Here is a 25,790-nt window from a genome sequence, read left to right as displayed (position 1 = left end):
TGAAGCAAATGTAGATTTGATTATAGCCAGAAATGTTCCTGTTTATAAACAAGAACCAGTTTTGTTATTGTGTAAGTATTTGAATTTGAGTAGTTGTTTTTTGGTAAAAGTTCGAACTTATAAACTGGGACTATTCTTTTTGAATTCTGATGGAGTTTGGTTGGTGATTTTTTTGAAAGTATTATTAAATGAAGTTTTGGAGTTAAAACCAGATTCATAAGCAATGCCTAGAATAGAAAGATTGTTCATTTCTTCTTTTACCAATAATTCTTTTGCTCTTTCTACTCGGTATTTATTGATGAATTGGAAAAAGTTCTCATTGAATCCAGAGTTAATAGCATAGGATACTTGATGTGGGGTACTATTTACCAATTCGGATAATTTGATAAGATTTAGCTCGCTATCCAAATATGGCTTTTCCTCATGCATTAAATGATTCAGTTGTTTTTTTAGGATTATCAACTCCTCATCTGTAATAACTTTTCTTTTTATTTCGATTAATTCTTCTTGTTCATTTATCAAAATTATTTCAGAGCGTTGTTTTTCATCCAATGGAAAAATCTCCTTTTGTTTTAAGGAATAGTACGCGATTATGTAAATTATAATTAATGATATACTATTTAAAAATACGTTTAGTCCCGAGGAATAAAAGAACAGATTATATGCCGTAATAATCACACTCATAGACAATATTAATATGATAATATATTCTAGCCAGCTTAGGTCTATTTCATTTGCATTAGAAGAAAATAGGAGTGTGTTTTTTCGGTGTTTTCTAATCTTTAAATACGATGCAATTGCATAAAATAAAGATTGTGTAAGCATAATGATTATCAATATAAATTGAAAGTAATTATGGTTTTTATCGGTTTCTAATTGTAGCGTTAAAATTGATAAAAATACAATTGGAAGGATAAGGTATTTTAAATCTTTTTTACCGAATTTATAATTAGGATTGGTAAAAAATACGATGCTAAAATAAAAAACAAGAGGGGTTGAAAATTGGATAAAACGAATAAATGCACTTAAAGTATCGTTAATTTTTGAGGTACCTAAAAGTAATCCAATTTCATCAATCCAAAATGTAGCCCAAAGAAAAAGAAAGATTCCGAAGCAAAAATTAGCTTTCTTATTTACGTTTAGTGGATTGGTAATTTTGAGAAATGAAAGTATAATGAGCGACCCGAAAATCAAAATTATTATTAAGGAATTAAGTTCGATTATTCTCATTATGTGTGTTTTAAGGGGGAGTCAGATTGTTTTTTACTTCAGCAACTGCTAAATTATTACTATTTAGCATTAACGGGATATTTTAAACAAAATTGTTTTTGAATTGTTTAGGTTTCTATTTAAAATGGTTGCCGTTGCTGTTATAAAAAATCACAAAATTAAGCTCAAAATGGGTTTTTATATATTTTCGTATTCAATATATTAGCAAAAAAAATATCAATCTAAGTTACTTTAAAAGCGAATGGCTAAAATGGTTATTCGCTTTTTTTATTTTTAAAGAAAAATAGGGAGAGATTAGACTAAAATATTTATCTATAAAAGGTTTCGTTTAAAGTTAGGCTACAGTTTCTTAAAATCAGTAGGTTTCATATTCTTTCTTTTTTTAAAGTAATTCGATAAATGGCTTTCATCGGTAAAACCAAACTCATAAGCAATTTGTTTGATGGGCATTTGATTGTTTGAAATTCTTTTCTCGATCAATGTGGTACGTAAATTATTGATATAATCTCTGTAACTGATAGAAAATGTTCTTTTGAAATAAGCGCTAAAATAGGTCTCTGCGATATTAAAATGAGCAGAAATTGCTTTTATCTGAACAGATTTTGGATAATAAATATTCTGATGAATATAAGATGTAATTTGTTCGCTATCGATATGATTTCCATTTGCTTTTGGATTCATACCACGTATAGTTTCTTTTATTAATCCAAAGATAGAAAGTATTTGATAGAAAACGATTGGAGAGGTAGTTACATCAATTCTGGAGTTGTAAGCAGTAATGTTCTCTATCGTATTTTTTAGAATTGTTTTACAAGGCTCATCTAGTTTTAATACCGTTTCTTTAAGTAATTTATCTCTCATAAAACATTCTGGAGTGTTTAGTAGTAAATCATCACAGAAAAGACTTTTATTAGAATTAAAATAATTATCAGTGAATTTTATGTAGACAAATCGAGTGCATTTTTTTATATCAAAGTAGTGTTCGTCTTCGGGTGAGACTACAAATAAATCTCCTGACTTGTAAGGGAGTAAGTTTTTGTTGAGATGATGGATTCCGTTTCCTTTTACAATATAAATTATTTCATAATAGGTGTGGCTATGAAAAGGGAGATGAAATTTTTCTTCTTCAAATTCATCGATAACAAGCGTTTCAAATTGATTTAATTTCGGCATGCTCTATATGTACAAGTTAATGTTGTAAATGTACAACTTTTAAAATCGATTTTTGATATTAAATTTCAGAGGTTTATCCTTTCTTTTATAATCTGTGAAAACAGTTATTATAGTTCCTAATTTAAATGTATCATTTATTAAATTATTCTTTACTTTCGTATATATATTATAAGTTATTCCCTGTAATTTGTTTGGTTGTTTTTATTTCCAGATTACCAACAAACAAAAAGGACGAACCGTTGAGTTCATCCTTGTATTGTGTTGATTTTGTTTGGCGTGCCTCAGGATGCATAAACCGAATCTGAAATCTGATTCTTCCTTTAGTACCTATCTGATTTTATATGTGTTGTTAGTACATAACTGTCTGAATTATTTTTAGCACCACTTTTTAAAGTTTCGTATTTAAACTCATTGATTTCTTCTTTAGATAAGTCAGATTTATTCCAGTCAATATTTTTTTTAAAACCTAAATATGTTATTTTGTTATTATAATTTAACACCAATATTTTTTTGAAAAAGTTCTTTCTCCGTTTGGTATTTCTATTTCAACGAGATAGAAATCATCGTAAGGTGAATCCAATTTACTTTTTTTCATGAATGAAAAAAAAGATTCTCTATTATAAAAGTCAATTTTATCATTCAAAAAATGACTCAATTTATTTTCTGTTAATGTTTTGGAATTAAAGTCATTCCAATCTGTGTTTGAGAAAAATAAATGTAGACTGCTGTCATTTACTGATTTATTAGCATTAACACAACTAAAAAAAACAATTGGTATAATAACTACTAAGATTTTAAAAAAAATACTCATTTTATATCGTCTTTTTAGGAATAGCTCTCTGTTTTGCACTTTGTTCTGCTCTAATTGGATTATCAATTTTTGTCCTAACATTATATTCTGATTTTGTCGTATATTGCCTTGAACCATTATTATCAGGGTCGTTAACAATAAATAAGTTTCCTTTTTTAAATTTTTTTAAATTTCTTTACTATTCGACAAATCGACAGAAACATTTGTGCCGTTTATGCCGTCTTGGGCATGACCTAATTCGTGAGCTAGTCCATTTTGTGCAGGTCTTCCAGTTGTGCCATCTGCATTCATTATACCTTGACCTTTCTCATTAGGTTTATACGTTACGGTAGAGCCAGATCCACCTTCAGTTACTCCGCTTGCAGCATCGGAATCTGTATAGTGAGTTTTATTATTATCTCCATCTTGAATTATTATATCATGCTTCGAATTGATTAAATTACTAACTAAATCTGTTCCAACAGATTTTTTACTACCACTTGGAGTGCCACTAAATTCTATTTTCCCTTGACCATTTGCCCCTTCATTAAACACAAGCTTTTGGTTGGTTATTTTTTGCAGATCTTTCATTACTTGTTGTCTATACTCTTTTGTTCCAACTACGATAATATCTTCAGATTTCATCCCATCAGGGTCTATAAATCGCATAGGATTATCAAAAGCATAATTATACGGGCTATGTCTTCTCATTTGCTCTGCTAGAGGATCTGTGTTCATCCATCGACCAAGTGCAGGGTCATAAAATCTTGCTCCATAGTCATACATGTTAAGCCCCAGCTCGTCCTGTAACTCTTTTCCATTATACTTATACTTATAAGGGGTTGCAACTATTTTTACAAGTTCCACCTGTTAAATGCAATGTTTTTAAGAACATAATTTTAAAGGATAAACTTACTGTTTTATTGCTCAAATCCAAAAGTAAATATGCATAATTTTCAACTCTAGTTTTACTGTATACTCTGCAAATATATCTCTGATTACCAGACTTTGTCTTTCCGTACTTTATCATCTTTCGAATATCACCAACACATCTGTAACACCTAGTCTAGTTTGATTCTATTTTTTTCTATTTAAGGCATTATAAAATAAAAAAACAGCCCAAAAGGCTGTTTTAATTTTTATGCGATATTAATATAAATATCTGATTTTCTATAACTCCAACACATCTGATACACTACCGACTTAGGAGAGCGGGGTACTTACCAATACTATTTAGAACAATCTGATTTATAATACAATCCTATTAAATTTTTAGTAATATATAAATCATTTATAGAATCTCTTTCTAATTCTATAGTTTGACCATGGAAATCAATTCCATCAATATTTATCGGGTATCTACTATCACCTTCAAGCAAAGAAATTAATTGCAATTTATAGTTTTCCCCGCATTTAATTTTTTTTAATTTTTTATCAATATTATCATTTTTCAATGATAATATTTTAAATAGCAAATTCTCCCTTCGGGCATAAATACTATAGACGTTATTTATAGAATCTATCCTTATTATTTTGTAGCTATCTTTTAATTTTATTTGTTCCGTTTGAGAAGGTTGTACTTGTAGAAAAAATAAGGAAAATAATATAATTAAATGTTTCATATATCAATAGTTTTAGAAGGTTCGTATTGGAACCACTGTATTACTTTTATCTTTAGTATAGAGCATTCCACTATTTGGAACTGATGGATTAGATGGTCTAATAAATAAAAGTCCACCTTGTGCTGGAGCATTTTTGTGCGCTACACTATATACACTAGTTGGATTATTAGCATCACTCCTTGTAGCTGGTCCTACATTTGTTAAATCTCTCGATTGAGCTTCCTTCCCGCCTAAGTGCGACTCCACAACTTCATGTAGAACAGTAGCTCCAGGCTTTTCATTTGCATTATCTAAAACTTTTGTATTGTCTGTATTAATTTCCTGAGATGTATTAGTTATACCAATAATTGTACTATTTCCATTAAACTGACCAACAATTATCTTACCATTATTTTTTGATAATGCATCATTATTAGCATCAACGTTCACTATCACTGATTTATCATCAATTGCATTTACCAATTGTTGAGCTCCTTCTGTTAAAGGACCAGTTTCATTTTGAGTATAGTGTAATCTTCCCGTAGCATCTGTTGAAAGTGTTAATTCTTTAGTTACAGATTGCTGTAACTGATTTACTGCATCTTGAGCTTTTGTTCCTTTTATTATTACATCCTTAGGCGACATCCCATCAGGGTCTATAAATCGCATAGGATTATCAAAAGCATAATTATAAGGACTATGTCTTCTCATTTTCTCTGCCAATGGGTCAATATTTATCCAACGTCCCAATGCAGAGTCATAATTACGTGCACCATAGTCATACATGTTAAGCCCCAGCTCGTCTTGCAACTCCTTTCCGTTGTATCTATACTTTTTAGCAACTGCATTACCTAAAGAACTAATGACATCGTTATATCCTATTTGTTTTAATCCAAACGGGTAATAATTGTTTTCTTCAACAATGCTTAGGTTTTTATCATAACTCAAGCGTATATTCCCTAAATGATCTTTATACTGGTAAATATACTCAAAAGTTCCCGAATTGTTATTTACATAGCCCTCTGATTGAGGGAAGAACTGAAGTATGTTATTTTCATATTGATACCCATTTACATAATCAGTACTCGTTTTATTAGTTCCACTAGTTACAATTTTCAGCACTTTTTGTCCTGTTGCATTATAAGTATAGGCAATGTTTCCAGTAGAACCAAAAGTGATAAGAGTTGGTAAGTTCAAATGATTATAAGTAATAGCTGTAATGTTTTTATTGGCATCACTAATCATATTTCCATTGGCATCGTAACTGTAATCATCCTCTGCATTAGAGCCATCAACAAAACCAACTGCTTTATTGCTGCTATCTGCCACTTTGATAAGTTGGTTAGTTTTATTTGCATTGCCATAACTGTAAACCAAATCATCTATTAGTATTGGAGTAGTATCTGAAGATCCATTACGGGATAACCCCATTATATTACCATTTTTATCATAAGATAACGATTCATCATAAGTATTAGTCACAGCATTATTTTTTTGAAAAACGGCTGTCTTAAGACGGTTTAGATTATCATATTTATAGCCATACCCTCGAGTTGTTGTACCTGAATCTGAATTTGACTTCCATGATGTTTCCGAGATATTTCCATTGTATAACGGTAATACTCCAGGAACTCCTGTTGGTACTGTATTGTAATCTAGCTTAAAGGCAAATAAATCTTTAGGATCTCCAGCTTGAGTAAGTGAAGACATATTATTTATACCTGTTAACCATCCTCTGATGTTATAAGTAAAATCTATTTTTTGAGTTGGAGCTGTGGTGGTGTTTCCTACCTTCTTAAATTCCAACTGACCTAATTCATCATAAGTATTGGCTGCAATAAGTTCAATTGCTCCATCATTAATCTGATGGGTATGTGTAAGCAAACGGTCTTGGGCTGAATAGGTGAATGCTTCTTTTGTTTTTAATTCCGGATCACCACTAACTCTTTTGTGTCTTGTTATGGTGTACTGTAACTGTCCTGAAAAAGGATCTAAATTACTATCAGTATAGGCATAACCTCCCAAATAATTTTGAGTATAATTACGAATTGGTCTTGCTTTAGCATCGTAAAAAACAGCTGTTGTTTCCCCCAATGTTGCGGTACTCAAGGTAGCAACTCTTATCCATGAAGCGGTACTTACTGTTTTTAGCTGCGAAGCTGCTAAAGTGTTTTGTCCTTCTACGCTTGTAGGTATTGTTATAGCAGGTGTACTTGGAAAAGTATAATCATCATAATAGTTTACAGTAAGAAGCTTGAAGCTAGTAGGGGCAACTATATTACTATAATAAGCTGCAATACCATCTATGGTTCCTGTTGCTTGTTTGGTTTCGAATAAAACTGTTGCATTATTTTGAGCATCTTGTAATGCTTTTCTACCAGTGTCTGTAGCTGCAGTTTCTGTCATCCATCCCGTATAAACAGGACGACTAAAAGCATCGTATTTGGTAATTAACCAACCCGTTGTGCTTAAATCTGTGAAAGGAGAATTTGAAGGACCTGTAGCTACAGGTCTGTCTAATTTATCATATACTATAAACTCCCATTGCTTGCCTGGTAGTTTTTTCTCAACCAATCGATTGCGATAATCGTATTTGTATTGATAACATAAATCATTTAAAATTGCTAGACTTCCAGACTCTATTCTTGCCGAAAAAGTACTTCCTTTTACAGCATTAAATCCAGGTAACAATGTAATTGAATTGGTTGCTGTTAAATCTAATGAAGTTCCTGAGGCTACAGTAGCTTTAGAGCTAGTATCATATGGACTATTGGATACATTTATAAGATCTGAGGCTTTAGGGGGAATTACATAGGTTAAATTACCATATTGATCATACACATAATAGGTATCGTGTTTTGCTCCTGCATCATAAGTCCTTTTTAAAACTACTTGTCCTTCTTTATTTTTAAATTCTACAGTAGAACCATTAGCTTCAACTAGTGAAGCTGTTGTGTTCTCATCATAGGTAATTGTTTTATAAAGCTCATTGGCTGGATAAAATCCTGTTCCATTTGCTTTACTCAAACTTATATCATATAATCCTAAAGACTCTTTCCAAGTAGTGTTAGCAATAAATAACAGGACTTGATCTGCATCACTATTGGCCTGATAATCCATTTTGACGGTATGATTATTAGCCAATGCCCAATCGTTTCCTGGAGCTGCTTGTTGTAACACTCGATTTAAAGGGGAAGCCTCTACTTGTTTTTCGCTATAAGGGTTCGCATTTACTGCGCCATATTTGGTTTTATACTGCTGTACTAAATCAGGAATTAAAGTTGAAGGAGCAATATAATTTGAATTATTTTGTCCAGAAGCAAAAGGAAGGTATTCTTTTAGTTGTCTTCCAAAACCATCGTATTCTGTAGGGATTACAATATCTTTTCCTGTTGCGGATGCCTGGTACTTAATTTGTTGAATTGGTCTTCCTAGGCCATCAAAATAAGTAATATTCTGATTGGCCTGATTAATCGTAGGAGCTGCAATAGCAGTTTGGGTAGCGACTTTATAGGTTACTGATTTTATGTAATTCTCACTTTGAGTTTGTCCAATCATTATTATAGGAAACAAAACCAAAAGTAGGGCTGTAATTTTTTTCATAATCATTTTTGGCTTATTGTTTATAATGGTATTGGTTTTCTGAAAGGATATTTTTGTCTTTGTCTTTTACAAATTGCAATCTTCCAAAGTTGTCATAGCTATAAGTGATTGTATCACCTTTGGGATCTGTAATAGTGCTTACTCCAACTAGTGGAATATAAGTATAGGTTGTAACCATTGCATTGGGTAATGCTATGCGTAAGGCATTTAAAGCATCTATTAATGCTGTTTCTGTTCCTGTGTTTGAAGCATCTTGTGCAGTTGTAATCAAACCTGCAGGAATGTTTGCATAACTAATATTCTCTATTTTAGCAATGGGCTGGGTTTGATTGTAGCCCCATAGTATAGTTACTGGTGAGCTATTTTCAATAGTATATTGCTGTATGTTTCCTTTATCATCATATTTATTATAAGAAACTTTTTTTTCAGAAGTTATGTTGTTTGAACCATTCCCTTTTTCGGAGAGAATATATTTAGGAAGAATCAGATTATTAGTTGAAATATCTTTAGTGTATTGTATATTTTGTTTATAGAGTAGTTCATTGTTTTTACGATTTTCAGTAACTAATGGAATTCCTGTCATTTGATTAGTTACCATTGTGTGTTCAATAGGAAGTTGTGTTGGATAATCATTTGCATAGTAATAATTAGTTTTTATAGTTTCTCCTTTACTATTATTGGTTGAAGTTGTTCTGATTTTTCCTTGTGAATTATAAGTGTAATCTTCAATGGTAGTTAATATTTTATTATTGAAATATTGTTTTGAGATAGTTTGTTCTAATAAATTCCATTCTGCATTTATTGGATATACATTATATTGGTACTGGGTTCCACTTAAGATATTATCATTATAATAAGCAGTGATATAGTTTCCTTGTTGATAGGTGTCTCCACAGGGTACTGTAGAACCATAAGATTTTAATACCATTTTTATTCCGTTAAAGTTTATTGAAGGAGATATTAAATTTTTATAATAGTATTTTTTTTTAAATAACGTATCTCCAGCATGATTATAATATTCTTCATTGTTAATTAGTCCATTTTTTAAATTCGGAATGTTAGGTAAACCAGTTTTAGTTTTATTAGGAACATTATTGTAATAAAATGTTTTTTTTCCAATATTATTGGATGGAGTGTTGGTATTTATTTCTACTTCTTCTACTTTTCCATAACCGATAAGGTTACCTCCATTTATTCCAAAATCATCAGTTGAAAGACTTATTCTTTTATGGAAGCCAATATACTCGTAGGGAATTCCTCCGCTCACGCCTCCAGATGTTTTATTATTAATGTTAATGCTAGTTAGTGGATCAAATTTATTTAATAATTTTCCATCGTAATAATTAATCTGTTTGTGATTTTCTAGAATGCCTGTTTGTGAATAATTCTTTAATGATTTAATTCTAAACCCACATTGAGTACTTAATGTTTTATTAATCGATGAATCGTCAGAGTAAATGACATTACTATAAGTTTGAGAAATGTAATAATTACTGTACGTATATTCTACTTTTGGAAAATAAACACTTAAATTATAAGTTGCTCCAGGTTCGTATATTAATGTAATATCTTCATCCCAAGATTGCGCACCACTAGTTGTAAATGCTTGTAATGTTATACTGTATTTAGGGTCCCAGCTTTTTATAACTGTAGTTGATCCATTAAGAGTTTTTCTTAATTCAACTTTAGAATTATACCATATGTCATAAATAATATTTGAAGTATTAGCATTAGGGTTTTGTGGGTTTTTATTTGGAAACCCATGTGTTATAGAGCTTTTTATCTTCAGAGTTGTATTTTTTGATATTGTAAAAATTTTAGAAAAATCCTGTGGATTTGTAAAAGAATTGTCTATTCGGCAGATGAAAGATTTGCGAGTTGAGAGGAATTGATCTACTGTAGGGATAAATTGATTTGTAAAAGTATTTGGTTCATATTCAAATTCAGTATAACCGCCGGTGGGGTAGCTAATTTTGTTTAACATATTAGCACCAGCATAGGCATTGTCTGTGTATCTAATAGCTCCATAATATGGATATGTAAAATACGGCTTATTTGTAATGCTGAATCGAGGTTCTAATGGATACTGGAAATAGTCTAAATTAGGTACTAAAACAGAATTGTTTTGACCATTATAATAACCCCAAATATCTACTGCAAAAGAATTTTTTTGAGGCATTATTACATCAGTTTTATAATTGAATTTATAATCTGGGCTAGATGTATCTAGTGTTCCATTGATGTCATATCCAATTTCCTTAAGAGAATCAAGTTTTAGTCTTTTACTGGCTTCAGGAGTATTAACTGAAGGATTATATCCGATGGTGTTATTATTAAAATAGGAGTAATTAAAGTTGTATGATTTGATTTTTTTATTACTTACACTAGAAAGTATGTCAATTGATTGTAGTCTCTTTATTTTTACGCCATTGGATGAGCTAATATCATCTCGATCTTCAAGATTAAAATTAATGATTGTTGTTGGAGTTGTAATTTTTGTTAGTGTTTTTTTATTGCAAATTACAAAACTAGTATTTTGCATTATGCTAGTATTAATTGATCCATTTATATCAACAGACTCTGAATAAAAAAAGCTTATCGCTTGCTCATTTGTATAGGAGAAATTAATTTGCTTATTATTTGGAAGGTCAATTTGATTTAACTTATAAGTAAACCCAGAAATATCAGATAAGGCACCACCAGCATGAGAATCTTCTAAAACATTAAAATAAAAAATAGTGCCATCAATCGTTCTAGCTGTTATACCAGTATAGCTAACATCAAAGAAAATGTCTTCTTTTTTATTATCCATTAATATAACTTTTTTAGTATCTGGATTTATATAGAATCGCCCTGAATATCCTCCAAAATTATAAGAGTAAATATCAGGCTGTCTTTTACCTGCTAGTAAGTCTGTTAAAATACAATAAGGATCCTCGTCACTATTTGAGGAGCTACCATTATTACAGGAGGTAGATGAAAGTCTTCTTCCTTTTTGAAGTAAGTGATAATAATCTCCAATTAGTAAAAAGCGATTTTTAAATTGAATTGCTTCAGGATCATTAGCACAGTAATACTCTTGATTTTTTGATGCATCTATTTCTCCTCGCACTTCTACACTTATTGTTCCCTCGGGGCTTAAATCCCAGCCTAAACCTACCCAAGTAGCTTCATCTGCGACTTTTATACCAGAGCTGTGGTAGTTTAATGTAATTGGAATTTGTATTCCACCCTCATTGATTGAATATAGAGGGACAGAAATTTCTGTAGTTCCAGTATAGTATCCTATTGGTATATCTCCAAAACGGCTTAGTAAGGCAGCTTCAGGAGAAGAAGGTATACTTAATTTGGGAGTATATGTTGTGATGTTTTGAGAATAATTTTTATTAATTAAAGAATTAATTAATAAAATTAGAGAAAACAGAATAAAATGTTTTTTTTTAATTACAGAACAAGTTTGTGTAAAAAATAATAGTTTGTTTTGTTTCATGAATTTTAATTTGGTTTACAAATAGGTAACAATATTAGTGAATTTATTAGGAAGAAGTATTTAAAAATTAATAAAATATTTCTTGTTTTTTTTATGATAAAAAACCTGCTTAATGCTATATCAGTATGAAAATTAGGTGGGTATGTAACTCTATAAAATAGAAATGATAATAGGGATAAAAGGCAAAATGACAGAAGAAAATGATAGCTTTAAGGTGGGGATTTCCTTAATTAAAGTAAATATCAAAAAGAATTTTATAGATGGGAGAATCAATTATAAAAGATTAATTGTTCTAAACTGAAATCCTGTTAGCGATGTGCTCTATATGTACAAGTTAATGTTGTAAATGTACAACTTTTTTAAGCTTCTGAAGAAGTAAATTTGTGCCATAGAAAATCTATTCCTTTTCTATATGAAATCAAATGAAAAAAAGTCTTATTGCGCTCTCATTGGGCGGTTTAACTATCGGAATCACAGAGTTTGTGATGATGGGTTTGTTATCAGATATTGCTCTGAATATGAATGTTTCAATTCCTGTAGCTGGATATTTAATTTCGGCTTATGCTTTAGGTGTTGTGATTGGTGCGCCCTTATTGGTTATTATAGGTAGAAATTATCCACCAAAAAAAATGCTTTTAATCTTGGCTATGATGCTGGCAGTGTTTAATGCACTTTCGATTATTGCACCTACTTATGAAATATTGTTTGCTTCGAGGTTACTTTCGGGCTTGCCGCACGGAGCGTTTTTTGGAGTGGGAGCAGTTGTAGCAAGTCGCCTTGCTGATAAAGGAAAAGAAGCGCAGGCAGTTTCTATTATGTTTGCCGGATTAACATTGGCTAATTTAATTGGTGTTCCAATTGGAACTTACATAGGACATCATTTTTTATGGCGTTATACGTTTGTTCTTATTGCTGTAATTGGATTACTGACATTTCTTTTTATCTACTTATGGATGCCAAATTTAGAATCGAATACTGGCGAAAGTATGAAAACTCAATTGCAGTTTTTTAAAAGAGCCGAGGCTTGGTTGATTATTGCAATAACTGCCATTGGTTTTGGAGGGTTGTTTTCTTGGATTAGTTATATCGCACCTTTGCTTACAAATGTTTCTGGGTTTTCTCCCGAAAATGTTCCTTACATTTTAATTTTGGCAGGACTGGGAATGGTTATTGGAAATTTTATTGGAGGGAAATTAGCCGATAAATTTTCACCTGCTACCACAGTGATGATGTTGCTTTTGGTTATGGCTATTGATTTGTTTTTGGTTTATTCTTTCTCTTCTAACCAATACGTTTCTTTGTTTCTAACGTTTTTAACGGGTTGTGTTTCGTTTTCGATTGTAGCACCAATTCAAATGTTAATGATTCAAACAGCAACTGGAGCTGAAATGATTGCTTCGGCAGTAATTCAGGCAAGTTTTAATATAGGAAATGCATTAGGTGCTTTTTTAGGCGGATTGCCTTTAGTAGCAGGATATAGCTATGCTTCACCTAATTTAATAGGTGTTGGAATGTCAGTTCTAGGAATACTTATTACTTTTATATTTATACAAAGGAAAAAGCAAACTCTTCAATTGCAAAAAATATAATTAAAATCATATCTAAAAAAGACAAGTCCAGCAGACTTGTCTTTTTTGTTTGTAGACCATTCGTTGTGGTTGATTTATAGAAAATATCTTGAGTTTGATATTGGTTTGTAGATCTGGTTTAACTCATTGGATTGTTTTAAATAAAAGTTTATTTTTACTTTATTGATTGTTGATTTGATGACTATACTATAAAATTTTTAGGATGAATAATGATAAAAAACTTAAAGTAGTATCTTATGGTGAGGTGCTTTGGGATGTTTTTGATAATGAAAAAAAAATAGGAGGAGCACCGCTTAATGTAGCTTTACGAATGAAAGCATTAGGTTGTGATGTTGCAATGATAAGCTGTGTGGGCGATGATGCTGATGGAATCGCCATTATGGATCATGTTAAAAGCTTAGGATTAGATACCAATGCTATTATTAAATCAGAGGAATTTCCAACAGGTTTGGTTCAGGTTTCTTTAAATGATAAAGGCTCGGCCAGTTATGAAATTAATTACCCATCAGCTTGGGATAAGATTGTTCTTAATACTACAGCTCGTAAATTGGTTGCCGAGGCTGATGTACTTATTTATGGAAGTTTAGTTTGTAGAGATTCAGTATCTCGATTGGCATTGGAAGAGTTGCTTAAAAATGATGTTTATAAGGTTTTTGATGTCAATTTAAGAAAGCCACATTATTCGTATGAGATAATTGAAAGTCTAATGCAATCGGCTAATTTTATAAAGTTTAATGACGAAGAGTTATTAGAAATTGCAGTTGTTATGGATTCTCCTTTTAAAAGTTTAGAAGAAAATATGGAATTTATAGCTCAAAAAACAAATTCTAAAGCCATGTGTGTAACTAAGGGGAAATACGGAGCATCATTGCTATGGGAAGGTAAGCTATACCACAATGATGGTTATTCAATAAAAGTCGCTGACACGGTTGGGGCTGGGGACTCATTTCTTGGAGCCTTAATTACTTCATTACTTGTAAGTAATGATAATCCACAAAAATCAATTGATTTTGCTTGTGCCGTTGGAGCTTTGGTTGCGGAAGCTGTGGGAGCAAATCCTGAAATTTCATTTACTAAAATAGAAGAATTAATGCTAAAAGGATTTTAGCTTTTGTTTGAATAAATTCATTCTATTAATACTTTACAAAGATATTTGTGTAATAGTTTCTACCATTAATTGGGTTTTTTGTTATCGAAATACCAAAGTTAGTGTAATCTCCCGTAAGGTTTTTTTTGTGTTTAGGACTAGCTAACCAAGCTTTAACGGCAGCCAAAGGAGTCTTATAGTTATAAGCAACGTTCTCACTAACTTTTATTACGCCAAGAACTTTGATGATATCTTCTGAGCGGGCTACAAAATTATCATGGTTAACTACGTTATTACTGATCATGTAATTATTATGCTCTTCAGATTTAACGGAGACATAGTTTATTTTTTCTAAAGTATTCAAGCCGATACTAGTTCTGTATTCATTGATTAAATCGATTACTTCTAATTCTTCAGGAGTATAATCGTAATCTACATTTGCTTCAGGTGTAGGTCCTAATAAAATGTTATTTTCTGGTGTATCATTTGTACATGATAGTAGTGTTACTAGTAATGTGATGAAAAATGTAATTTGACTAATTTGTTTTGCCATAATAAAATATAATTTACTGAATCAAAAGTGTTTCTTTGAGATGGCAAAGTTCCGTTAAGTATATTTTTTCATGTACCACTTAAAATTTTAAAAATAAAAGAATAGGGTTTTTTTGGGCTGTTAAACAGTGGTTACTGTTTTTTGGGAAAGTACTTGTAAGCGTTTTTAATTGGGATTAATAGAAAACATGATTTTTTGCATTTGTTAAAAATCTTAATTAATATTCTTATTCGCTAAAAAATGTAAAGATATTAGTATGTTTTGCTCACTATTTAACATATTAATTTTGTTATTTTAAATGGGTTGTTTTTGCGATAAAAAATAAATTTGATATTACATTAAAAATAATAATTTGTTAACTTTTGTTTGTTAGTAAATTTTTATTTAGTTGATAGTTAGTTATTTGAATAGTTTTATTTGTAAACTTTTTTCATCTCATTTTTTTTATAGTTTAATTGTTTTTAAATTTACTAAAGAATTAAAACATTTAAAATTATCAATATCATGGATGAATTTCTAACTACAAAAAACAAAACAATTACCTATACTCAAGATGAAGTAATACAAGCATCTTTAGCGTATTTTAAGGGAGATAGTCTTGCTGCAACAGTTTGGGTAAGTAAGTATGCTCTTAAAGATTCACAGGGAAATATTTTTGAGTTATCTCCTAATGATATGCATCACCGTATTGCAGGAGAAATAGCTCGAATTGAAAAAAAATATAGCAATCCATTATCAGAGGATGAAATTTTTAATTTGATAAAGGATTTTAAATATTTAGTGCCACAAGGAAGTCCAATGACTGGTATCGGAAATCCGTTTCAGGTTGCTTCTTTGTCTAATTGTTTTGTGATTGGTAATGATAATTCGGATTCGTACGGAGGAATTATGAAAACCGATCAAGAGCAAGTTCAACTTATGAAAAGACGTGGAGGAGTAGGGCATGATTTGTCACATATTCGTCCTAAAGGATCGCCGGTTAAAAATTCGGCATTAACCTCTACAGGGTTAGTACCATTTATGGAGCGTTACTCTAATTCGACTCGCGAAGTTGCTCAAGATGGTCGTCGTGGTGCATTGATGCTTTCTGTATCGATTAATCATCCTGATGCAGCCGATTTTATTGATGCGAAAATGGAGCAGGGTAAAGTTACGGGTGCAAATGTATCTGTTCGTATAGATGATACTTTCATGAAAGCAGTTAAAGAAGATGCTATATATGTTCAGAAATACCCAATTTTTAGTGATAATCCATTATATACGAAAGAGGTTAAAGCTAAAGAACTTTGGAGCAAAATTATTCATAATGCATGGAAATCGGCAGAACCAGGGATTTTATTTTGGGATACTATAATCAATGAATCTTTACCAGATTGTTATGCTGATTTGGGATATAAAACGCTATCTACAAACCCATGTGGAGAGATTCCGCTTTGCGCTTATGATTCTTGTCGCTTGTTGGCTATAAATTTATTATCCTATGTAAACAATCCTTTTACTGAGGATGCTTCTTTTGATTTTATTCTTTTCAAAAATCATGTCGCAGCTGCTCAAAGAATAATGGATGACATTATTGATCTTGAATTAGAAAAGATTGATGCGATATTAGCAAAAATTGATGCTGATCCTGAAAGTGATGAAGTAAAGCTAGTGGAGAAAAACTTATGGCTTAATATTAGAAATAAAGCCAATGAAGGTCGTCGTACAGGAATTGGTATTACGGCAGAAGGGGATATGTTAGCAGCACTTGGACTGCGTTATGGAAGTGATGAAGGAGTTGTTTTTTCTGAAAAAATACATAAAACATTGGCTATTGAGGCATATCGAGGTTCAGTACATTTAGCCAAAGAGCGTGGAATGTTTGCTATATATGATTCTGAAAGAGAAAAGAATAATCCATTCTTGCTTAGATTAAAAGAAGCAGATGAAGAGTTGTACTATCAAATGAAGGAACACGGTCGTCGTAATATTGCTCTATTAACAATTGCTCCTACAGGAACAACTAGTTTAATGACGCAAACGACATCAGGCATCGAGCCTGTTTTCTTACCAGTTTATAAACGAAGAAGAAAAGTGAATCCAAATGATAAAGATGCGCGTGTAGATTTTGTTGATGAGGTTGGTGATAGCTGGGAAGAGTACGTTGTATTTCACCATAGGTTTAAAGAATGGATGCTTATAAACGGATATGATGTTTCTAAGAATTACAGTCAGGATGAAATTGATGAATTAGTAAAAAAATCACCTTATTATAAAGCTACCAGTAACGATATTGATTGGTTAAGTAAAGTTCGTATGCAAGGTAAGATACAGAAATGGGTAGATCATTCGATATCAGTTACCATCAATGTACCAAATGAAACGCCTGAAGAAATGGTGGATAAATTGTACATGGAGGCATGGGAAGCAGGATGTAAAGGAGTTACGGTATATCGTGATGGCTCACGTTCGGGAGTGCTTATTGCTAATACAGAAAAGAAAGAAGAAGTTGTAGAGACGGCATCAAGTATTTTCCCGATTAAGCGCCCTCAAATATTAGAAGCCGATGTGGTTCGTTTTCAAAATAGTAAAGATAAATGGATTGCTTTTATAGGATTGATAGATGGTAAACCTTATGAGATTTTCACAGGTCTTGTAGATGATGAAGATGGTATTTTGATTCCGCGTTGGGTATCTGAAGGGTTTATTATCAAAAATAAGAATGAAGATGGAAGCAGTCGTTATGATTTTCAGTATAAAAATACTCGAGGTTATAAAACTACGATTGAAGGACTTTCGCATAAATTTAATCCTGAATATTGGAATTATGCGAAGCTAATATCAAGTACATTAAGACATGGCATGCCTATAGATAAAGCAGTTGAATTAATTAGTAGTCTTCAATTAGACGGTGAATCTATAAATACATGGAAAAATGGTGTTGCTCGTGCACTTAAGCGTTATATCGTTGATGGTACTGAAGCACATGGTCAAAAATGTAGTAACTGTAATTCAGAGAATCTTATTTATCAAGAAGGGTGCTTAACCTGTAATGATTGTGGTTCTTCTAAATGTGGTTAATACTAATTTACTTGGAGTAGTAATCTAATAAAAAAACGCCTGCAAAGATTTCTATGCAGGCGTATTTATTTATTTATTTATTTTTAAGCGATACAATTATTGCTTCTCATAGGTAGATTCAGTTCCATCTGCAGCTATAACACCATTAAAAACAATTAGTTTATTTTTTAACAAAGACAAATATGTTTTTTCAGCATCCTGATTAAACGTAATACTGTAATTGGCTTTGCGATTGTTTATTGTTGTATCTTCAGGAGAAATGGTAAAGGTGCCATCCTCTTCTTTGTTCCCTTCACTATAACGCTCATATTTATGCCCTTCAAATTTAAGTAAATTACCATTTCCGGGTTTAAAAACTGGATCAGCATCGGCAACTTGAATGCCTTCTATGTATCGGAGTTCCCATGAACCATCCAATTCATTTGATACTGGTTTTTTTTCGCAATTCACAATTGTCAAGAGTACCACAAAAGGGACTACTAGATTTAAAATATTTTTCATAAGCTTTATTTATAAAAGATTGTAAAATTATTTAGATAAAAACGAAGTTAAACAAAATTGATTTGAACTTATAACTTTAAATGAATTAGAATGTTAACTCAAAGAAAAACTGTTATGGCTTTATGACTTTGGCTAAAACCTGTGGTATTTGTATTAAATCATAATCATCAGTAAAGACAATATATTGATTATGCCATGATGGAGAAAACTTCTCTTTAAAATCTCTCAGACCTTTATAATGTGAAAATGATTTTACTTTTTCATATACATATTTCATTGATTTTTCTTGGATTGTAGTTGGGTTCTCAATACCGCTCATTGGTGCAAGACCGATATTTACAGCAGTAAAATTTTGAGATTTTAGGTGATTAAAAAGTTCAATTAAAATAAAATCAATTATGCCATTTGGGGCATCGGTTGATTTTCGGATTAAATCATAGGTTCCTTCTCCTTTAGTATAATCTGGAATGATATTAAGAAAAGCAATGATTTTTTCTTCGCTATTTTCAATCGTAATTATAGTTTGTTTTTTTAGTTCGTCCCATAAAAAAATGCCTTGTGAAAATAGGATTTCTTTGCGTCCAGTTTGTTCTAGCCATTCATCACTAACCGATTGTATTTTTTGTAATAGACCATCTTTTATGGGAGGTAAATTGATAGCTGTTTTTAATTGTAAATCATTGATTTTTTTCAATCCATTGCGCAGTGATTTTTTACTGGCACCTTCTAAATTAAAAGTTGTTAGGTCAACAACTCCTTCTTGGCCTATGAAAAAATATTTTTTACCAAGTGATTTGTATATTTCCAGATTTTCTTCGGGAATGCGATAGTACATGCTTTTTAATCCTGCTTCATAGCAATAGTTGTCAAATTCAATTATGCATTGTTTTATTTCGGCTTCATTTTTTGCAACAGGATTTTCGAGTACTACAGCAAAATTACCAGAAATACGGTACGCAAGGAACGCATCATTATTTTGTGAAATAAATAAAAGCTTGTCAAAGTAGGTTTTGAAATAATCTAAGGATGAATTACCATATTTCTCCAAAAGTTCATTTGCTATTTCTTTTTCAGCAGTTGTTACTGAATTTTTAGATATATATGGTTTTATCAGTGTATAAATTAAAAAAACGAAAGAAATAAAACCACTAATTTTAATTGATGCTAGAAAGTGTTTTGAGAAATTATCTAATGGAACCAAATCATAACTTCCTAACAGGAAATAATTTTGCAAAGTATAACGTATGGATTGACCGATACTAAAATCGATATTAAAATGCTTTTTGTCTAAAAAATAAAAACCAACTATTCCGTAAATTAATACAGCGATAACACTTAAAACTGCAGTTTGTAAGCCTAATAAACGAAGTCTAGGATTGGTTTTGACATAGTATTCTTTTCGGGTCGCAATTAAACTGATGCATACTAGTAGGGCAAGAGTAGATTCTTCAAAATCGATTGCTTTGGTAAGATTCCCTATTAAGGAAATTATTGATAATCCTAAGCCAAACCACCAAGCCATTTTTAAGCCTTTTAGCATAAACGATGAGGTTACCAACAAGAACAAGCCTGAAGTAAATACTAGGTAATTTGATAGGTGGATTGCTTCTAGTGGCAAAAAGCCTTTTAATTCCATTAATCGGCCACTAATTGCGGGAGTCAGAACCGAAATGATATTGATTATTCCGAGGAAGAATAATAATAAGGCAGGAACGATTCGCATTAAGAGCTTATTTATTTTGGACAGAAAAGTAAGTACTCCTGCAAATAATGGAAGCCAGAATTCAAATACTCGATATAGTAATGTAATAGAAATTGCTTCGGCATTGGTAAAACCATAGCGTATTAATATAAATCCCATTGAAACTTCTACAGGACCAAGACCACGAAGCAAAGGAGATATGATAAGAAAAACAACTGCTATTATATAACCCATAGATGCAGCAATCCATGAAGGTTCAAATTGTAGTGCTATCATGGCAATATACAAATGAACAATTCCGATTATATCGATAAAAATAGAGAGTAAAACAGTATGAATAAATTTGTTTCTATTGATATTGTGATTCTGTAAATCAGTTATGAAAATTTCAGTTTTTGGAAACCACTTTATAAGTAATTTGTTTGCTAATCCTTTGTTTAATATTGAATTAAATAGTAAAAACAATCCAATGATTAATAAGATAATTATAGCTATCCCAATCCATTCATTAGATGCTATTTTTCCATTTAATAAAGTGTAAATAAATATAGGAATCCCAATAATTACTACAGATAAGATACCAATGAATCCATAAATAGCAGATGCCAAATGAACCTGTACTTTCTCAATTCCTTTTTTTGTTAGAGATTCTGTAAAAAAATAGAGTGAAGTTACACCACCAGCAGGGATAAAAACGCTTATAAAATTTCGTTTTAAAAATAAAATGAGTGCTTGCTTTAGTTTAATTTGAACTCCAATTGCCGAAAATGAATTTATATACATTAACCCTTGAGCTAAAATGTACAGTATTGTTGTGAAAAATCCAGCAATTATCCATTTAAGCTTTGCATTAGTAAAACTATTTTTAATTTGAGATAATTCAGTTTGTTCTTGTTTAACAAACCAAATAGCTACTCCAAGAAAGAAAAGTGTAATTATAAATTGACTTATTAGCTTTCCATTTCTCGATAATAATGGAATACTTCTTTCTTTAAAAATTTGGATATAATTATTAATTTTTGATGGCGTTTTCAATATTATTTTAATTAAGTATCTTAGTATAAAGATATTGTGTTAAATTTTGAAATACAATAAATAATTTAATTATGATAAATATACGCGTTAAATTATTAGAAGTTAATCTGTTTTTCATTTTAGTGCAGTAATTTTAAATTCAAATTAAACCAAGTATTAATTTTTAAAACATCTCAAATTATGAAAAAACTATTCTTGGCTTTAACCATCTTATATGGTGCAAGTATGATTGGTCAAACTGAAGTCAAATCAGATAAAGAAATTGTTCCTCCCGTAGCAGTTACTATTGCTTTTCAAAAAGAATTTTTAGGAAAAATTTCCACTTGGACTAAGGATTTTGAAGGTGAAGATTCAGATCATATTCGGTATTTAGCAAGATTTAGTACGGGTACATCTGTAGGGTTAGCAGTTTATGATAACAACGGTAATTTAAAAGCCTATGAACTCGCAATTGCTAAAACTGAACTTCCAAAAGCAGCTTTAAATTATATTGAGAAAAATTATCCAAATGAAACTATTAGGGAAGCAGCCAAACTTATTGATGGCAACAATGTTATAACCTATGAAGTGGGGATTATAAAAGAGAGGAAATTCCTTGACTTAGTGTTTGATAAAAAAGGAGGATTTCTTGAGGTAACAGAGAAAAATTAGCCGCTAAGTGCGCAAGGATTTACGTAAGGTTCGCAAAGAGTTATAATCATGTTACGTCTTGCGGACTTAAATTAGAAAAAACGCATCTGTATTGAAGCTTTGTAACTTTAAATATTTATTTTTGGAAGAGTATAATTAATAGTACCATTCTCTTGAGCAACTATTCTATTCCTACCTTATCTGTTGGTAATATTCTTGGTGAAGAAACTCTAGGTATTACGCTATTTCAGCATAGTGTGAAAGGGCGTGATGCATTTGAGGAACCTCATAAGCATGATTTTTATATGTTATTCTTTGTAGAGAAAGGTACAGGATTTCACAATATAGATTTTACTCAACATATCGTAGGAGATAATCAGGTTCATTTTATACGACCGGGACAAGTACATAATTGGTTGCTCAATGCAAATACGATAGGGTTTCAGCTCATGGTTTCAGCTGAGATAATTACTATTTTTTCTAATTTATCACAACTCCCATTTTTTGGACAAAGTGTCCCATCGTGTCTTTCTTTAACTAAAGAAGAATTTCAAGAGTTTAAAAATCATTTACAAGAAATAGAAAAAGTACTACCTCAAAATGATTTGCTTTCAAAAGAAATAATTTTGCTTCGATTGCATTTACTTTTTAAGCTTTTGCAAAAAGACTATTTGGATCAATTTCCTGAATATAATTTTTCAGGTAGACCAGAAAAAGTAATAAAAAAGTTCAATGATTTAATCGATACTAATTTTCAAACGGAATCTTCGGTACGTTTTTATGCTGATAAACTCAGTATTACTCCCAATTATCTTAATATACTTTCTCAGAAGTATTTAATGATGCCCGCAAGCGACGCTATAAAAGAAAGAACAATTCTTGAAGCCAAACGATTACTGACTAGCACTGATTTATCTATAAAAGAAATTGCTTATCAATTAGGCTTTAATGATAATGGGTACTTTAGTAAGGTATTTAAAAAATATGCTGGAAAAACGCCAGGTGATTTTAAAGAAAGTTATAATCTTTACCATCCTTCTCAGCAATAATACCATTGCTGTTTAAAATTCTAACCGATTTTTGTAAATTAAATAATGCTTGTTTTCAGGAGCAATTATAAAATTTAAAAAAATGACTATGGGGAAAATTCTAAACAGAGGCAATCTGCAGTATTGTCTGATTTTAAATGTTCTGATATTGATAGGATGTTCTTCTAAACAAACAGATTTTAAAAATGACAACATGAAAAACAAAACCCTTTTAGAAGCAGTTGAAGCAGGAGATATTAATAGTGTAATTACACTTTTAAAAGAAAAACCTTCTTTAGAAATAAAAAATAAAGATGGGGAAACTGCTTTAATGGCCGCTGTTTATAATCAGAATAATGAAATAGCAACTGTATTAATTAATGCTGGTGCCGATGTAAATGCACAAGATAAAATGCTTAATAGCCCGTTTCTATACGCTGGAGCAGAAGGAAATCTTGAAATTGTAAAACTGGCTTTAAGTCATGGAGCAAATTTTGGTGTTTATAATCGTTATGGAGGTTCAGCTCTTATTCCGGCCGCTGAGAAAGGACATTTGGAAGTAGTAAAACTTTTAGTAAACACACCAAATTTTCCTAAAGACCATATTAATAATCTGGGATGGACAGCATTATTAGAAGCAGTTATACTTAGCGATGGAGGCATAGTGCATGTAAATATTATAAAAGAATTGATTGCTGGTGGCAGTAATGTAAATATTGCAGATAAAAATGGGGTAACCTCATTAGCACATGCTAAAAAATTAGGATATAAAGAAATGATAAAAGTATTAGAACAAGCTAATGCTAAATAAAAAATAAGGTATGGAAGAAAATAAAATAAGCCGAAAAAAATTTTTAGGGCTAGGTGCAGCAGCAACTGGAGCCGCATTGTTTTCGGGAATTGGTGCTTCAGCAATGACACAAGGACAATCTGAGGAAGAAAAAAAGATTGCTTTAAAAGAATATATTTTAAGTAATGTAAGATTAGAAGAAGGCTTTGTATACAATGAAAAAAATGAGGTTGTAGCCACAAAAACGGCTTTATATAATTTGCATATTGCCGATGGTAAAATAAAAAGCATTAGTACTGCGAAACCAGTTACAAAATTAAAAACGATTGATGCCAAAGGGCTATTAATGCTCCCGGGATTACGCGATATGCACATTCATATCGATAAGACTTATTATGGAGGAGATTGGAATGCAGCGCCAAGAAAAGGATATACTGTAAAGGATATGATAACGCTGGAGCAAAAAATAATTCCACAATTGCTTACAGATTCTCAGCGTAAAGCAGAAGAGGCAATTAAGCTTATGCAAAGTCAGGGTAGTTATTTTGCTCGTTGCCAATGCAATATTGACCCAGTTAGCGGACTCAAAAGTTTGGAACACCTGCTTGCCGCTTTAGAGAAGAATAAAGATAGCTTTGGATGGGAAATTGTAGCTTTTCCACAACACGGAATTTTATACTCACAATCTGAGCCTTTATTGAGAGAAGCTGCCAAAATGGGAGTAGATTTCATAGGGGGATTGGATCCAACGAGTGTGGATGGAAATATGGAAAAATCGCTAGATACAATGTTTCAAATTGCAATTGATACCAATAAAGGAATTGATATTCACTTACATGAATCACCACCATCGGGTAAATCGGCAATAGAATATATCATTAAAAGAACAGAAGAAAACAAGCAGTTACAAGGAAAAACATACATAAGTCATGGTTTTGCTCTAGCAAGAATGGATCCTAAAGATTTAGAGAAAATAGCAGAACAGATGGGAGCACTTGGTATAGGAGTTGTTTCAACGGTTCCTATTGGTAAAACAATAATGCCAATTCCGACTTTAAAAAAATACGGTGTAAAATTAATGACAGGTACCGATAGTATTGTAGATCATTGGATGCCTTTTGGGACTTGTGATATGCTTGAAAAAGCAAAATTATGTGCACAACTCTACGGTTGGACTGATGAGTATAGTCTAAGCCGTGCCTTGCATATTGCTACAACAAATGAAATATTACCACTTAATGATGCAGGAACTCAAGTATGGCCAGCAGTAGGGAATGATGCTAATTTTATTTTAGTAAAAGCAAGTTGTTCAGCCGAAGCTGTAGCGCGTTTGCCTAAGCGTGAAGGGGTGTTTTATAATGGTAAGTTGATAGCTGGAGAGCTGTAATAGGAAGGTTTTGTGGTTTTGTGTTTTTGAGGTGCAAAGGTACAAAGGTACAGAGGTACAAAGGAACATAGGTACAAAGGTACAAAGGAGCAAAGGAACATAGGTACAAAGGAGCAAAGGAACAGTATGAGCTGAATTGTCTTCTGCTTTAACTGGAGGTCTAAAGGGTTGATAATAAATGTGGCTTTAGTTAAAATATTATTTTGGCTAAAGCCACAATCTATATAGGGGAGAAATTAGGCATAATGCTGATTTTCTTCATATAATCTTCATGTGAAAAATGTAACTTTATCTTTTTATACTTAAAAATAATTTTGAGATGGCTAATAAAACTTCACAACATATATTAAATACGTCAGCTAATCTTTTGGGTTTTTGTCTTATAGTTATAACTTCTTTGCATATCACAGATAAATCTGAAACGACCCATATAGACGAATTTACATCTATCATATCGATATTGCTTATTTTCTCCTGTTTCTTTTCGTTTTTGTCCATTAAGACATTGAAAGAATCTTTAGAGAAAAGATTAGAAATTATA

Annotated in this window: 17 protein-coding genes and 2 pseudogenes; 7 read left to right on the top strand and 12 right to left on the bottom strand. The window is 31.4% G+C overall.

The genetic code is table 11. The features are described 5' to 3' along the window. Positions 1–117: 117 nt before the first annotated feature. From LNQ49_RS03805 to LNQ49_RS03775, 9 genes and pseudogenes are all read right to left on the bottom strand, one after another. Positions 118–1,230, bottom strand: a complete 1,113-nt coding sequence (locus tag LNQ49_RS03805; RefSeq protein ID WP_229987396.1) for a helix-turn-helix domain-containing protein — start codon at positions 1,228–1,230, stop codon at positions 118–120. A gap of 339 nt (positions 1,231–1,569) precedes the next feature. Continuing rightward, positions 1,570–2,403: an AraC family transcriptional regulator gene (locus LNQ49_RS03800; RefSeq protein ID WP_229987395.1), complete on the bottom strand. Its 834-nt coding sequence runs from the start codon at positions 2,401–2,403 to the stop codon at positions 1,570–1,572. Positions 2,404–2,896: 493 nt separating this feature from the next. Then, complete coding sequence (locus LNQ49_RS03795) at positions 2,897–3,214, bottom strand: hypothetical protein (protein WP_229987394.1); 318 nt, start codon at positions 3,212–3,214, stop codon at positions 2,897–2,899. Between the two features lie 165 nt (positions 3,215–3,379). Next, positions 3,380–3,838, bottom strand: a complete 459-nt coding sequence (locus tag LNQ49_RS23305; protein WP_428978349.1) for a M91 family zinc metallopeptidase — start codon at positions 3,836–3,838, stop codon at positions 3,380–3,382. After that, positions 3,827–4,030 (bottom strand): annotated as a pseudogene (locus LNQ49_RS23340) (RHS repeat domain-containing protein); the annotation flags it as partial. The gene LNQ49_RS23305 and the pseudogene LNQ49_RS23340, both read right to left, overlap by 12 nt. Positions 4,031–4,136: 106 nt before the next feature. Continuing rightward, positions 4,137–4,223 (bottom strand): annotated as a pseudogene (locus tag LNQ49_RS23335) (IS1/IS1595 family N-terminal zinc-binding domain-containing protein); the annotation flags it as partial. 199 nt (positions 4,224–4,422) lie between these two features. Next, positions 4,423–4,815 carry a hypothetical protein gene (locus LNQ49_RS03785; protein ID WP_229987392.1) on the bottom strand — a complete coding sequence of 131 codons (393 nt, stop codon included), beginning with the start codon at positions 4,813–4,815 and terminating at the stop codon, positions 4,423–4,425. Between the two features lie 12 nt (positions 4,816–4,827). Then, positions 4,828–8,397 carry a DUF6443 domain-containing protein gene (locus tag LNQ49_RS03780; RefSeq protein ID WP_229987391.1) on the bottom strand — a complete coding sequence of 1,190 codons (3,570 nt, stop codon included), beginning with the start codon at positions 8,395–8,397 and terminating at the stop codon, positions 4,828–4,830. A 13-nt stretch (positions 8,398–8,410) separates the two neighbouring features. After that, a complete protein-coding gene (locus tag LNQ49_RS03775; RefSeq protein ID WP_229987390.1) occupies positions 8,411–11,887 on the bottom strand; it encodes an RHS repeat protein in 3,477 nt (1,158 codons plus the stop codon). 422 nt (positions 11,888–12,309) lie between these two features. On the opposite strand from LNQ49_RS03775, the gene LNQ49_RS03770 reads away from it, so the two are divergent. Next, on the top strand, positions 12,310–13,476 hold the full coding sequence (locus LNQ49_RS03770; protein ID WP_229987389.1) for an MFS transporter: 1,167 nt from the start codon (positions 12,310–12,312) through the stop codon (positions 13,474–13,476). 202 nt (positions 13,477–13,678) lie between these two features. Then, positions 13,679–14,584 (top strand): carbohydrate kinase family protein, encoded by a 906-nt coding sequence (locus LNQ49_RS03765; RefSeq protein WP_229987388.1) that lies wholly within the window; start codon positions 13,679–13,681, stop codon positions 14,582–14,584. Between the two features lie 25 nt (positions 14,585–14,609). Here the strand turns inward: LNQ49_RS03765 and LNQ49_RS03760 are convergent, their stop codons facing one another. Then, on the bottom strand, positions 14,610–15,116 hold the full coding sequence (locus tag LNQ49_RS03760) for a CAP domain-containing protein (protein ID WP_229987387.1): 507 nt from the start codon (positions 15,114–15,116) through the stop codon (positions 14,610–14,612). 504 nt (positions 15,117–15,620) lie between these two features. On the opposite strand from LNQ49_RS03760, the gene LNQ49_RS03755 reads away from it, so the two are divergent. Beyond that, the gene (locus LNQ49_RS03755; RefSeq protein ID WP_229987386.1) at positions 15,621–18,176 is read left to right on the top strand and encodes an adenosylcobalamin-dependent ribonucleoside-diphosphate reductase; all 2,556 of its coding nucleotides are present in this window, start codon (positions 15,621–15,623) and stop codon (positions 18,174–18,176) included. Between the two features lie 96 nt (positions 18,177–18,272). Here the strand turns inward: LNQ49_RS03755 and LNQ49_RS03750 are convergent, their stop codons facing one another. Both LNQ49_RS03750 and LNQ49_RS03745 read right to left on the bottom strand, forming a co-directional pair. Further along, positions 18,273–18,677 (bottom strand): hypothetical protein, encoded by a 405-nt coding sequence (locus LNQ49_RS03750; protein WP_229987385.1) that lies wholly within the window; start codon positions 18,675–18,677, stop codon positions 18,273–18,275. A 112-nt stretch (positions 18,678–18,789) separates the two neighbouring features. Then, a complete protein-coding gene (locus LNQ49_RS03745; RefSeq protein ID WP_229987384.1) occupies positions 18,790–21,414 on the bottom strand; it encodes a phosphatidylglycerol lysyltransferase domain-containing protein in 2,625 nt (874 codons plus the stop codon). A 180-nt stretch (positions 21,415–21,594) separates the two neighbouring features. On the opposite strand from LNQ49_RS03745, the gene LNQ49_RS03740 reads away from it, so the two are divergent. The 4 genes from LNQ49_RS03740 to LNQ49_RS03725 all read left to right on the top strand — a co-directional run bounded on the left by LNQ49_RS03740 (position 21,595) and on the right by LNQ49_RS03725 (position 25,249). Next, complete coding sequence (locus LNQ49_RS03740) at positions 21,595–22,065, top strand: PepSY-like domain-containing protein (protein ID WP_229987383.1); 471 nt, start codon at positions 21,595–21,597, stop codon at positions 22,063–22,065. Between the two features lie 152 nt (positions 22,066–22,217). After that, on the top strand, positions 22,218–23,093 hold the full coding sequence (locus tag LNQ49_RS03735; protein WP_229987382.1) for a helix-turn-helix domain-containing protein: 876 nt from the start codon (positions 22,218–22,220) through the stop codon (positions 23,091–23,093). 82 nt (positions 23,094–23,175) lie between these two features. Continuing rightward, positions 23,176–23,883: an ankyrin repeat domain-containing protein gene (locus LNQ49_RS03730; RefSeq protein ID WP_346432465.1), complete on the top strand. Its 708-nt coding sequence runs from the start codon at positions 23,176–23,178 to the stop codon at positions 23,881–23,883. Between the two features lie 10 nt (positions 23,884–23,893). Continuing rightward, positions 23,894–25,249, top strand: a complete 1,356-nt coding sequence (locus LNQ49_RS03725; protein ID WP_229987380.1) for an amidohydrolase — start codon at positions 23,894–23,896, stop codon at positions 25,247–25,249. The last annotated feature ends 541 nt before the right edge of the window (positions 25,250–25,790 follow it).

Source organism: Flavobacterium pisciphilum (assembly GCF_020905345.1).
In the GTDB taxonomy this organism is placed as follows: domain Bacteria; phylum Bacteroidota; class Bacteroidia; order Flavobacteriales; family Flavobacteriaceae; genus Flavobacterium; species Flavobacterium pisciphilum.
The sequence above is the reverse complement of the archived record's forward strand: the minus strand, read 5'-3'. Positions and strand labels throughout refer to the sequence as shown.